Origin of the sequence: uncultured Maribacter sp. (genome assembly GCF_963974015.1) — a bacterium.
Classification (GTDB): domain Bacteria; phylum Bacteroidota; class Bacteroidia; order Flavobacteriales; family Flavobacteriaceae; genus Maribacter.
Genome location: NZ_CAXBBZ010000003.1, coordinates 62423 through 76059, shown reverse-complemented (window position 1 = coordinate 76059; position 13637 = coordinate 62423). Strand labels below are relative to the sequence as shown.

At 35.6% G+C, this 13637-nt stretch carries 10 protein-coding genes; 8 read left to right on the top strand and 2 right to left on the bottom strand.

The genetic code is table 11. The annotated features are described in order from the left end of the window. Positions 1-3 precede the first annotated feature (3 nt). The 4 genes from AACZ41_RS07575 to AACZ41_RS07560 all read left to right on the top strand — a co-directional run bounded on the left by AACZ41_RS07575 (position 4) and on the right by AACZ41_RS07560 (position 4264). Positions 4-978 (top strand): NADPH:quinone oxidoreductase family protein, encoded by a 975-nt coding sequence (locus AACZ41_RS07575; protein ID WP_339627779.1) that lies wholly within the window; start codon positions 4-6, stop codon positions 976-978. Positions 979-1144: 166 nt separating this feature from the next. Next, a complete protein-coding gene (gene fabG / locus AACZ41_RS07570; protein ID WP_339627778.1) occupies positions 1145-1882 on the top strand; it encodes a 3-oxoacyl-ACP reductase FabG in 738 nt (245 codons plus the stop codon). An 11-nt stretch (positions 1883-1893) separates the two neighbouring features. Next, the gene (locus tag AACZ41_RS07565) at positions 1894-2358 is read left to right on the top strand and encodes a MaoC family dehydratase (RefSeq protein WP_339627777.1); all 465 of its coding nucleotides are present in this window, start codon (positions 1894-1896) and stop codon (positions 2356-2358) included. A gap of 82 nt (positions 2359-2440) precedes the next feature. Beyond that, positions 2441-4264: a long-chain fatty acid--CoA ligase gene (locus AACZ41_RS07560; RefSeq protein WP_339627776.1), complete on the top strand. Its 1824-nt coding sequence runs from the start codon at positions 2441-2443 to the stop codon at positions 4262-4264. A 279-nt stretch (positions 4265-4543) separates the two neighbouring features. Here AACZ41_RS07560 and AACZ41_RS07555 read toward each other — a convergent pair whose 3' ends face one another. After that, positions 4544-5818: an MgtC/SapB family protein gene (locus tag AACZ41_RS07555; protein ID WP_339627775.1), complete on the bottom strand. Its 1275-nt coding sequence runs from the start codon at positions 5816-5818 to the stop codon at positions 4544-4546. An 18-nt stretch (positions 5819-5836) separates the two neighbouring features. Beyond that, positions 5837-7513 (bottom strand): AarF/UbiB family protein, encoded by a 1677-nt coding sequence (locus AACZ41_RS07550; protein WP_339627774.1) that lies wholly within the window; start codon positions 7511-7513, stop codon positions 5837-5839. A gap of 564 nt (positions 7514-8077) precedes the next feature. On the opposite strand from AACZ41_RS07550, the gene AACZ41_RS07545 reads away from it, so the two are divergent. From AACZ41_RS07545 to AACZ41_RS07530, 4 genes are all read left to right on the top strand, one after another. Next, positions 8078-9160, top strand: a complete 1083-nt coding sequence (locus AACZ41_RS07545) for an efflux RND transporter periplasmic adaptor subunit (protein WP_339627773.1) — start codon at positions 8078-8080, stop codon at positions 9158-9160. Next, complete coding sequence (locus AACZ41_RS07540; protein ID WP_339627772.1) at positions 9157-10419, top strand: FtsX-like permease family protein; 1263 nt, start codon at positions 9157-9159, stop codon at positions 10417-10419. The genes AACZ41_RS07545 and AACZ41_RS07540 overlap by 4 nt, the downstream gene beginning before the upstream one ends. An 11-nt stretch (positions 10420-10430) precedes the next feature. After that, positions 10431-11105, top strand: a complete 675-nt coding sequence (locus AACZ41_RS07535; protein ID WP_339627771.1) for an ABC transporter ATP-binding protein — start codon at positions 10431-10433, stop codon at positions 11103-11105. A 286-nt stretch (positions 11106-11391) separates the two neighbouring features. Continuing rightward, on the top strand, positions 11392-13554 hold the full coding sequence (locus tag AACZ41_RS07530; protein ID WP_339627770.1) for an alpha-L-fucosidase: 2163 nt from the start codon (positions 11392-11394) through the stop codon (positions 13552-13554). The last annotated feature ends 83 nt before the right edge of the window (positions 13555-13637 follow it).

Below are 13637 nucleotides of genomic sequence, written 5' to 3'. Positions count from 1 at the left end.
ATAATGAAAGCATTACGATGTAAAACATACGGTCCACCTTCCAATTTGAAGTTGCAAGAAATAGATTCCTTGCATGCAGGCCCAAAAGAAGTAGTAGTTCAAGTGAAGGCTTGTGGATTAAATTTCCCGGACACACTAATCATTCAAGGCTTGTACCAATTTAAACCGGAGTTGCCATTTACTCCAGGAAGCGATATAGCAGGTGTGGTAAAGAAAGTTGGTGATGGCGTGACCCATTTAAAGGTGGGCGATGCCGTTTTTGGCTTTGTGGCACATGGAGGTTTGGCGGAAGAAGTTATCGTACCAGAGAACGCTTGTTTTCTTAAACCACCTCAAATGGACTATCCTATAGCGGCCTCTTTTATGATGGCCTATGGCACCTCTTACCATGCACTAAAAGATAGGGCAAAGTTAATGGAAGGGGAGACGCTGTTGGTTATGGGTGCCTCTGGAGGGGTTGGTCTGGCCGCTGTTGAACTAGGGAAATTAATGGGGGCCAAGGTAATTGCAGCGGCCTCTACTCAAGAAAAGCTAGAACTCTGCAAGAAGTACGGCGCCGATGAAGGAATTAATTATACCACCCAAGATTTGAAATCGACCCTAAAGGAACTAACTGATGGAAAAGGTGTCGATGTGATATACGATCCTGTTGGGGGTGACTTTTCCGAACAAGCACTAAGAGCTATCGCATGGAATGGTAGATTTCTTGTTGTAGGTTTTGCAGCTGGTAAGATACCTAAGATTCCATTAAATCTGCCCTTGCTAAAAGGAGCATCTATTGTTGGTGTTTTTTGGGGCGGATTCGCAATGAAATACCCCAAGGATAATATGGCCAATACAAGGATCCTCATGCAATGGCATGGAGAAGGTAAGTTAAAACCACATATTCATAAATTAGTTCCCTTAGAAGATGCTAAAGAAGCGTTGGAGGAAATGATGAACCGAAAGGTGAAAGGAAAAATGGTTGTTCAAATCTGAAAAGATAATATACCTAGTTTAACTTGTGATACATTTTGGTTGGCTATATAGAAAGGTCAGATTGTGTCATCATCGAAAGATAATTGTACCCGACATTTCTTTAGAGAGCAGGATTTAAGTAGAATTTTTCAAACGCACCAAGAGTAACTAATGAATACTAAGAGATATGAGATTAAAGGATAAAATAGCGATTGTAACAGGAGGTTCACAAGGAATCGGAAAGGCTATTTGCGAACTGTTCGCAAAGCAAGGTGCTACGGTGATTATCATGGATTTGCTTCCCAAAGGACAAGAAGTAGCCAATGATATTATTTCGACCGGTGGCAAGTCAGAATTTCATACCGTTTCGGTAACCGATAAATTGGCTGTAGAAGCACTCTTTGAACAGGTGAATTCCAAATATGGTAAAATTGATATCCTAATTAATAATGCCGGAATAACAAGGGACCGCACCTTGGAAAAAATGACCGAAGATGAATTTGACGCTGTTATCGAGGTGAACCTGAAAGGGGTGTTCATTTGTACGCAGGCAGTTGCACCGTATATGAAGGCAAATAGATATGGAAGAATTGTAAGTGCGGCATCCAATGTGGGATTGCGAGGTAATTTTGGTCAAACGAATTATGCGGCTACCAAAGCAGGTGTAATCGCCATGTCAAAGACCTGGACAATGGAACTGGGTAAATATGGTATAACAGCAAATGCCATAGCTCCTGGCTTTACCATGACCGATATGGTCGAAAAAATTCCGCAAGAACATTTTGAGGCGATTAAGGCAAGTATACCTTTAAAAACGGTTGCACAGCCCGTCGATATAGCATACGGCTATTTATACTTAGCCTCAGATGAGGCACGTTTTGTTTCTGGAATTTGCTTGACCATTGACGGTGGAACTTCACGATAAACGATAGAAAAATGACTAAACTAGTTTTAGATGATTTAAAGGAATTTAAGACCTACGAAGGAAAAGCACTTCCGTCAGGTGAATGGATTACCATTACTCAAGAAATGATAAATGATTTTGCAAAGGCAACCTTAGACTTTCAATGGATACATGTAGATGTGGAAAAGGCGACCAAATTCTCACCATTTAAAAATCCAGTTGCACATGGCTTTATGTCGGTGTCCCTATTATCTAAAATGCTCGGGGATCTTATACAGGTTAAATCAGTAAAAATGGGAGTAAACTATGGCTTGAATAAGGTTCGTTTTCCAAATGCCGTTTTGGTCGATAGTAAGTTACGATTGAATGGAAAAGTTGCTGCAATTGAGGAATATCCCAAAAACGGTGTCAAAGTCACATGGCACTGCTCAGTGGAAATTGAGGGGGCTGACAAGCCTGCCTGTGTGGCCGAATTTATAAGTGTTATGTTTGAATGATAGCTATCCAATACCTTAACGACCCTTATGAATTAGTGCACTTTATTTTGTATATTCAGACTTGCCAAAATAAACCAAACCAATGACCAGACTCTTCGATTTACTCGATTATCAATTAAAAAATAATCCATTAGAAGCTTCCATTAGCGGAAGGAATAAAGATGGAAATTGGGAATCGTACAGTACACAAAAATTAAAGGATACTGCAGAACAAGCTGCGGCGGGATTACTTAAATTAGGACTTGTACCAGGAGATAAGGTCGCTATTGTTTCCTATCAAAATAGGCCAGAATGGATTATCATGGACTATGCTGTCCAAATGGCCGGAATGATTAGTATTCCTTTATACCCTACGATCAGTGTCTCGGAATATGAATACATCTTAAATGAGGCCGAAGTGAAGGCAGCCTTCTGTGGGGCATTGGATTTGTATGATAAACTATCAGAAACTCAGAAAGTAGTACCTACGTTAAAGCATATTTACACCTTTGATGGACTGAACGGCAACCCTTTTTGGAAAACTATTTTTGAAACTAAAGGTATTGCAAGCTTAGAGAGCATTCAATCCAATATAAAAGGAGATGATTTAGTAACCATTATCTACACATCTGGAACTACTGGAAAACCAAAAGGAGTTATGCTGAGCCATACCAATATTATGCATGTTGTTATAGCTACCTCAGAATTAATAGTTGCTAAACCCCAAGAAAACGTATTAAGTTTTCTTCCACTATGTCATATCTATGAAAGAGCCGTTTCTTTTTGTTATTGCTATAAAGGAGTATCGGTATTTTTCTGTGGGACAAATAATTTAAGTGGACCAGATGGGGATTTGGTAGCGGTTCGTCCTGTGGCTTTTACAACTGTTCCACGATTATTGGAAAAGATTTATGAGGCCATTTATAATAAAGGTTTGGCATTGCAAGGTGCTAAAAGAAATTTATTTTTTTGGGCTTTGGACCTAACCGATGATTATGTGATAGACCAGCAGTTATCTATTATGGCAAGTTTGAAATGGAAGGTGGCCGATTCATTGATTTTTAGTAAATGGAGGGCAGCTTTAGGGGGTAATGTAAGGCAGGTCATTACTGGTGCCGCTCCTTGTCCCATTAAAATATTACGTGTTTTTTGTGCAGCTGGTATTCCTATTAGAGAAGCATACGGATTAACGGAGACCTCACCGACCTTAACCGGTAATAGTTTGGAACCAAATGGAGCAATGATTGGAACGGTTGGGTTTGCCATTGATGGTGTAGAGTTGTTTATTGATACAAAGTCAGGAGAGTATAAGGAAGATGAAGGAGAAATTTTGGCTCATGGCCCAAACGTAATGCTAGGGTACTATCAAAAACCAGAAATAAATGCCGAGGTATTCCAGACAATTGATGGTAAAAAATGGTTTCGTACAGGTGATATCGGAAAACTCATTAAAGGACCTGATGGAAGAGAATTTCTTAAGATTACGGATAGGAAGAAAGAATTGTTGAAAACTTCAGGAGGAAAGTACGTAGCTCCTGCACCCATTGAAAATCGGATAAAGGAAGATTTTTTGATTGAACAGATGATGGTTATTGGGGATAAGCAAAAGTTTGTTTCGGCTTTGATTATCCCTTCAGAAGAAGCATTGAAAAATTGGTGCCTCCATAAAAAAATGGAGTGGGCCACATTAGAGGAAATGATACGAAATGAAAAAGTGATTCGTAAATTTCAGAAAGTGATTGATAGTTATAATCCGGAATTTGGCCATATAGAACAGATAAAGAAATTTAAACTTATAGCCACACCTTGGCTGCCAATTCATGAAGACGGTTCTTTGGCCGAACTAACACCTACATTAAAACTAAAAAGAAGAGTGATTAGGGAAAAATATAGTGAGGAAATTGCTGCTATTTATAATGAGTTGTAAAAATTTCACTTAATAAGCGTTTGAATTTATAAAAATACTAAGTATAAGATTAGCAATGATTTGATGTAGCAAACGTCTTATTTTGGAGCCTTTACTAACTATTTTTACTTTTGAGTAAATCTTCCGAATTTTTCATATCAAGTTGTTTGTATAAGATTTGTTGAATTATGGCATTCCGAGCGAATTAAAATAGAATAATCATAATGGCTTCAAATTTCACGTATGTTAGACCATAAAATGTTGTGTTTATAGATAAGCTTTGATATCGGATAATCTGAACTATCTGTTTATAATAAAAGAATATAAAATTCCGATTACGATAATACTTCCAAAAGTATAACCGACCAATTTCCCAGTAATTTTAGAGCCCTTGATTAGGGTAATTCCCAATTTAACCAGCATATTACTCATAGTTGCTGCAACAATAACCGATGAAGCAAGTTTTAGTTTTTCTCCATCTAAAGCAAATTTGGCCAAACTTATAGTGATGGCATCTGTATCTGCTAACCCGGCAATTATAGCAGAATAATACAAACCACTTTCTCCAAAAAAATTATTACTATAAAAAACAGCCAATAGAATTATAACATAAAGAAGCCCAAATCCTATTGCGTTAAGAAGGTTCATAGGGTTTCCTAATTTAATCTCTGTGTCGAGCTTATGGGTATCTTCTTTTATTAAAAACAATGCTACTATTAGACATATCAATGTGAAAATTCCAAAAGGTACTATCAAATAGTTGAGAAGTGAACTATTGAAGATATATGTTAATAGGGCAAGCCTTGGAAACATAATGGCCGAGGCGATGATAATACCTGCAGCGTATTTTCGTGACAGTTCTGGAGATTCAATACTTCTAGAAGCATAACTCCATGTAACGGCAGTACTAGATATCAATCCGCCAAGTATTGCTGTCAATAAAATCCCTTTTTTTGAACCTACAAATTTGACTAAAAAATAGCCTATGAAATTCAGGAAAGAGACTATAGCAATGATAGATCCAATCTCAAACGGATTTATCAAATCATTTGGTCCGTAGGTATTATTTGGTAAAAAAGGCAATATTAAAAGAGCTATGATAGAAAACTTTACAAAAGCAAAAAGTTCTTCGGAAGTAATGTTACTAATGACCGAATGAAATCGTGTCTTAAGCGAGAGTAATGTGACAATTATAACTGCCGTTGCCACTGCATTACGGTAGTATTCCGCAGAAACCATTAGGCCAAGCATAAATGTGGCTATAAGGGCTAAATTGGTCGTGAAACTTCGTTCAAAGCTATTTTCTTCTTTATAAAAGTGATTGAACCCTAGAAAAAGAATAAAAGTACCCAAGCTTATAATTGACAACCAAAAAGAAAATAGTTCAGTAAGACTACCTAATGAAAAGGCCAAAATGGTGACTATCGGGAATGCACGTATACCTGCAAAGCCATAATCTCCCTTAATATTGTTGTATTCTCGTTCCAATCCTAAAATAAGACCAATGCCTAAGCTAATGAACACCCCTAAAATGTATGGGTCTAGTGTTGTTAATATACTCTCAAATTCATCCATTTTTTCTTACTGTTAAAATCAATCGTTTCTGAATATGGAAATGACAATATAAAATCCTAATAGAGCGGACAATACAAAACCTATGGCACCTAATAGGGGTACTCCGTTCACTAACGGAGGCATTTTAGACATGACCAAAAGAGATGATCCAATTGATAAAGCTGCAATGATAACTGCAAATACCAAACGGTTAACTGCTTTACTTGTAGCAAGTTGAAATTCTTTAAGTCCTTTGTGTTCATGTATTACTACTAGTTTTCCTTCCTTTATTTTTTTAAGGATGATATTGATATCATCTGGTAGGGTGTCAACTAAATTATTAATGTCTTTAATACGGTTTAGGCTCTTTTTAAAAAGGTATTTTAAGCTGAATCGACTGCGTAGTATCTTTTTTGTGTAAGGCTTTAAGTTATCTGTTATATTAAATTCAGGGTCTAGTTTAAGACCTACGCCCTCTATAATAATAATACCACGAATAAGCATATAGAGATAGTGCGGCATAATTATTCTATTTTCATATAAAACGGTCTTAAACTGTGATAAGGTAGGACCTAGTTTAATGTTTTGAATTGCCATATTACTAATTCCCTCGACTAGAATGTATAAATCTTGTTCTAGTTTTATGTAATCCGGTATATTAGTTTTTATGGCAATCTTTTCAAGTATAGAAATTATTTTCTTGATGTCTTTACTTAAAAAGTGGAGTAGTAGGTCACTTAAGACTTCTTTCTCGTTCGGCATAATAGTGCCCATCATACCAAAATCTAAAAAACAGATTTTTCCTAGTTCTGGTAGTACAAAAATATTACCAGGATGAGGGTCGGCATGAAAGAAACCATGTTCTAAAATTTGTTCTAAATATAGATCAACCCCGATTTTTGCTACCGCTCTGGGGTCAATATTAGCAGCTTTGAGTGTCGCGATCTCCGATACTTTAATACCGTCGATAAATTCCATACAAATAATCTTATCATTAGATAAGTCCTCATATATATCTGGTACGTGAATATGCATATTGCCTTCAAAGTTTTCAGTGAATTGTACGGTGTTTTTCAATTCTCTCGAAAATTGAAGTTCTTCTTTTATACTACGTTCAAAAGATTCTATAATTCGTAGCGGTTGCAACGCTTCTGCTTGACTACTATATTTTTCAAGACTGTGGGCAAGTTGTTTCATCACCAGCAGGTCTGACTCTATGATCTCTTCAATATTGGGTCGTTGAATCTTTAAAATAACTTCATCACCATTTATTAGCTGTGCACGGTGTACCTGTGCAAGAGAAGCTGCTGCTAATGGTTCTATGTTTATAGTTGCGAAATACCGAAAGTTTTCTGTGCCAAGTTCTGCTTCAATAGTTTTCAGTACATCGAAGTTTTTTAGCATAGGCAAGTGATCTTGCAATTTTTCGAGCTCTGTAATTAATTCAGCGGGAAGCATATCTTCTCTAGTACTGAATATCTGTCCTAATTTTACGTAGGTTGGCCCTAACTCTTCCAACACCATTCGAATACGTTCGTATTTTGAAAAAGATAGGTTTTGTTCTATATCAGGATGGTTTTCTAAATACTTCTTTGGTATTATTTTGCTAAATGCACTATTGGACAAAACATCTTCAAAACCATATTTAACTAGTACGTTTAATAACGTAGCATACCTTTTAATTTCTTTTTGTGTTGGAAGTTTTAAAATGGCCATTTATGATTTGAATGTTTTTGTATTTAGAATGAAACGATGAAAATTATTCTAAAATTTGCTGTCAGATTCTTCATTTTATAGGTACAGGTCTACACAATTTCTTACCTTGAAAATAACTAATAACTTCAAAGCTATTTGAAATAATGAACGTGATTTATGATAATAGTCATATTTCATAGTTTGTTACTGAATTAATAAAGTTTAGGTTGATTTTTAATGATGTCTTTTGATTGTAATTACCTGTTTTATAGATTATCACAGCACTTGAAAAGCCGAATAGCATCTTTTAAAAGGATGAGGAATCCAAAGTGTTGAATGATATTTTTCTAATTGAAAGCCTGATCTCTATCCTAGCTTAGTACACGTAACACTTCAATAAAAAACATACTAAAAGGTGTTTGTGATCATAGATGATTAGATTCAAAGATTGGATAGTCTTAATCAAATTTTAAATCTGCAATATGAGTTCTACTATTTCTTTGGTTTAAATTTAGTAGATATGATTTTACTCATAGTATTAATTGAGATTTTAGATTTATTTTGAAGGTTCACAATCTATATTTCATGCAAAATTTGAAAATCAGTATACTTTTCTTGCTTTGCCTTTCTTGTAACCAAGAACAGGAAAAAATTTTTCCTCAAAAAACAAAGTTAACATCCTCAGTTTATGCATCTGCAACGATACAGCCAGATAGTTTGTATCAAATTTATGCCGTTGTTGCTGGTATTCTTGATGATAATTTAGTGGAAGAAGGAGATCTAGTAGATAAAGGAGATGCTATTCTACAGATTAATGATCGTGCACCTAAATTAAATGCTGAGAATGCCTATTTATCATTGCAACAATCTAAAGAAAATGTACAAGGCAATGCCGCCATATTAAAGGATATTGAAGATGAAATTTATGCGGCGAGGTTAAGATTCAAGAATGATTCCATCAATTTTATTAGACAAAAGCGGCTTTGGGAACAAAATATTGGGTCTAAGGCAGAATTTGATGCTAGAAAGTTGGCGTATGAGCTTTCAGAAAATCAGCTAAAGCAGCAGAATGCAAAATATGTTCGAACCAAATATGACTTGGAAACAAAAATAGCGCAAGCTAAAAACAGCTATTCTACTACAAAAATAATCACTGATGATTACATGGTAAATAGCAAAATTAAAGGAAGGGTATATGCCCTATATAAGGAGCCTGGTGAACTTGTAAATACTTTAGAACCTTTAGGTGCAATAGGTAGTGCCGTTAACTTTAAAATAGTAATGCTAATAGATGAGGTAGATATCATTAAGATAAAAATAGACCAGCTTACACTTATAACTTTAGATGCCTACCCTAAAGAATTATTTACCGCAAAGGTGAGCAAAATATATCCTCAAAAAGATGAACGTTCACAGACTTTTACAATTGAAGCACGCTTTACAGAATACCCTGCTATATTATACCCTGGTTTAGCTGGTGAGGGTAATATTGTAATTGCGGAAAAAGAAGATGCACTTACCATTCCTATAGAATATTTAATGGATGGTGATAAAGTAGAAACAGAAGAAGGTTTAGTAAATGTTGAGGTAGGCTTTCAAAATTTAGAAAGGGTAGAGATTGTTTCAGGTATAACAGAGAATACATTGCTATTAAAGCCAAAAGAATGATAAACTGGAGGGTCATACTGAATATTGCAAAAACACATCTTCTTACTAAGATGAAATCTACTGCTACTGCATCTTTAGGTGTCACTTTTGGTATAGGTGCCTACATAACCATGGTCAGTTTTATGACAGGTTTAAATAATATGTTAGATAGTCTTATTTTAAACCAAACTCCCCATATTCATCTATATAATGAAATAGAGCCAACCATTAATCAACCAATTTCGTTATTTGAAGGTTTCGAGAATTCGGTATATATGATAAGCTCTATAAAACCTAAGCAAGGGCAAAAGAAAATTCATAATGCCCTACCTATTCTTAACTATTTAAAAAAAAAGGATAATGTAAAGGGGGCGACACCACAAGTACGGGCACAAATATTTTACCTATCTGGTGCCATTGACTTAGGTGGTACATTGGTTGGGGTAGATATTATGGAAGAAACCAGATTATCGAATATGCGTGACTATATTGTCGATGGTACCCCTGAAGCATTGAAAAGTACCGATAATGGTATTTTATTAGGGTCTGGGCTGGCAAGTAAAATGTCATTATCTGTAGGTGAGAGAGTCCAAATAAGCACCGTGAAAGGCGGTATTTTTCCTTTGAAAATCGTCGGTATTTATCAAAGCGGAATTGCAGATATCGATAATATACAAAGCTTCTGTAATTTAAAAACAGTACAACAGATTTTAGGAGAGGCACAGAATTACGTCACCGATATCAATATTAAACTTAATACAATAGAAGATGCCCCTACCATGGCACAAATTTTAGAAAAACAATTTGATGTAACCGCTACGGATATTAATGAAGCGAATGCCCAATTCGAAACAGGTACAAATATTCGAAATCTAATAACATATGCAGTTTCTATAACATTGCTAATTGTAGCAGGATTTGGAATTTATAATATTCTAAATATGCTCATTTATGAAAAAATGAAAGATATCGCTATTTTAAAAGCAACTGGATTTTCGGGCCGAGATGTGCAGTTCATTTTTATGAGTCAGGCCATGATAATTGGTATTGTGGGTGGAATTTTAGGATTGATTTTAGGTTTTGTTCTATCCGTTATTATTGATGGGCTAGCGTTCGAGACAGAAGCACTGCCAACAATTACAACGTATCCTGTCAATTTTAGTATAACCTATTATGTAATAGGAATTGTCTTTGCCTTACTGTCAACCTTTATTGCTGGTTGGCTGCCTTCTAATAAAGCTAGGCGTATAGATCCGGTAAAAATTATTAGAGGTACTTAAGAGAATTGAAAATGGATAAAGTATTAGAAGCCAAAAACATAAATAAGCACTTTCTAAAACCTAAGGACTTTCATGTCTTGAAAGATATTTCATTTGCAATAAAAAAGGGAGAATTTGCCTCTATTATGGGAAAATCAGGTTCGGGTAAGTCTACATTACTTTACATACTTTCTACTATGGATACTGAGTATACCGGCGAGTTATACTTAAATGAAAAATTGGTCACCGGTAGATTGCCAAGTGAATTATCGCTAATTAGAAATGAGCATATTGGTTTTGTGTTCCAGTTCCATTATTTATTATCTGAATTCAGTGTTCTAGAGAATGTAATGTTACCTGCAAAAAAGTTGGCTCGAAAAACGAATCAAGAGATTGAGTTTGATGCAATTCAAAAATTAAAAATGTTGGGTATCGAAAATCTGGCAAAACAGAAAGCTTCCCGTATTTCCGGTGGCGAAAAACAACGAGTTGCCATAGCAAGAGCATTAATAAATAACCCTTCTATTCTTATGGGGGATGAACCAACAGGGAATTTGGATAGTTATAACTCTGATAATGTTTTTAACATATTTAAACGATTGAAAGAGGAGGGAGGTCTTTCACTTTTAGTTGTTACCCATGATGAGGATTTTGCGAATCGAACCGATTATATTATTGAAATGGAGGACGGTCGAATTACTAGTTAAAATTAAATATTTTTTAAGGCTATCTAATTTAGTGGTTAACTAGTTATTAATGTATATAGTTTAATTGATTGATATAAATTCTTTTGATTATAGTCAGCTCATGGTAGGTTTTTATTCAAAAATAAATTTAGTTTTGAAATTATCAATAAAAATTTATTTTCTTTCATTTTCATAATTTATCAGTATGGTTAAAAAAGCTTCAAAAAGCTATAGTTATTTTCTAAGTATTTCAGTTTTGTGTTTGCTATTTGCTTCGTGTGCAAATGAGGCTAAACAGATTTTAGTAATGCAAACAGAAAATACGATTGCCCTCGATGCAGATGATACCCAAGATTCCATTAAACTTAAGGCAACTCATGTTGTTCCTACAAAAAACCAGTACGATGCTTTAAAAGATGAGTTTATAGCCTTTGTTCATTTTGGACCAAATACCTTCAGCAAAATGGAATGGGGTAGCGGTATGGAAGACCCTGCTATTTTCAATCTTCAAAATCTCGATACGGATCAATGGTGTATGGCCATGAAAGATGCTGGTATGAAAAAAGTCATCATTACAGCCAAGCATCACGATGGTTTTGTAATATGGCAAAGTAGGTATACAAAACATGGAGTAATGTCCTCGCCATACAAAAATGGCGAAGGAGATGTGTTGAAAGAATTATCAGAATCATGTAAGAAATACGGTATAAAACTGGGAGTTTATCTTTCCCCAGCAGATTTATTTCAAATAGAAAATACAGAAGGGCTCTATGGCAATTTGAGCCAATACACCAAACGTACCATACCTGGAGAAATAGTTGGTAGACCCTTTGAGAATAAAATCACTTTTGAGTTTGAAGTGGATGATTACAATGAATATTTTTTAAATCAATTATTTGAATTGCTAACTGAGTATGGCCCTATAGATGAGGTTTGGTTTGATGGTGCCCACCCTAAGCGTAAGGGGAATCAGCAATATAAATATAGGGATTGGAAAAAACTGATTACCAAATTGGCACCCAATGCTGTCGTATTTGGCAAGGAGGGTACACGTTGGTGCGGTAATGAAGCTGGGGCCACAAGAGATACGGAGTGGAACGTTGTACCTTATGAGGAGGACCCTAGAACAATGAACTTGTTCGCAGATATTACGGATGAAGATGTTGGAAGTTTGGAGAAAATGGCAGCCAGTAAGTTTTTACATTATCAGCCTGCTGAGACCAACACTTCAATACGCGAAGGATGGTTTTATAGAGATGACACTGATCAAAAAGTAAGAACTACAGATGATGTTTTTGATATCTATGAAAGGTCTGTTGGGGGAAATTCTATTTTTCTATTAAATATTCCTCCTAATCGTGAAGGTAAATTTTCAGACCAAGATGTTCAGGTCTTAAAAGAAACCGGTGAAAGAATTAAGGAAACGTACGGCGTTAACTTATTGGAAGGTGCAGAGGGGCCAAAGGAGCTTTTAGATAATGATGAAGAAACCAATTTGGTTCTGCAGGGGGAACAACCGATGGTTGAGCTAACGTTACCTAAGGCAACGAAGATCAACAGGTTTCTTATTCAAGAGAACGTAAAGATATTTGGTGAACGCGTATCTAAACACGCATTAGATGCTTGGATAGATGGTGTGTGGAAAGAAGTAACCAATGCTACTAATATAGGGTATAAGCGAATATTAAGGTTTCCAGAAGTAACGACAACCAAACTTCGCCTACGCATTCTTGAAACAAGATTTATTCCCGTGCTACAACATGTTTCAGCGCATTATTTTGAAAGTAGGCCACCACAATTACAATTTACTAGAAACAGTAAAGGAGAAGTTACTATCGTACCTAAGATGTCTGATTTTAGATGGAATCCTAATGGCGAAAATGCAGGTGCTAATCTAAATAAAGGAATGCGGATATTCTACACTACAGATAGTCAAGAACCTTCTGCGGAATCTAGTTTGTTTACAGAACCATTTTTATTTGGTGAAGGAGAATTAAAAGCTATCGCAATTAACAATGAAAAAAAAGGAAGTGTAGCTAGTATTAAATTCGGAATCTCCAAAATGCCATGGAAGTTGGTTTCAACGAGTAGTGCACTAGATAGGCATGATGCCCATCTATTTTTTGATGAAGATCCAAAAACCTATTGGCAGTCAAAATTGAAAGGCAAGAACGAATTTGTTTGTATTGACTTGAGCAAGAAAATAGAAATCAAATCTTTCGCTTATACACCGCCGAATTCAACTGCTGACGGAATGATTCAAAAAGGAACTATTTTCTCTAGTGATGATGGCGAAAATTGGACGAAACAAGGCACCTTTATCTTTGGAAACCTGATCAATGACCCAACACAACGCATTCATAAGTTTAAGCAAAGTTTTTCTACACGCTTCGTTAAATTACAGGCTGATGAGATTGCAGGTAATGGTAGTTCAGCCGCCATAGCAGAGCTAGATTTTTATACGCAATAAGCTTTTTAAGGTTTTAGTTAATGACATTTCCATAAACATCAAAATAGTTTAAGTAATTAAGGCTTCAATTTAATTGAAGCCTT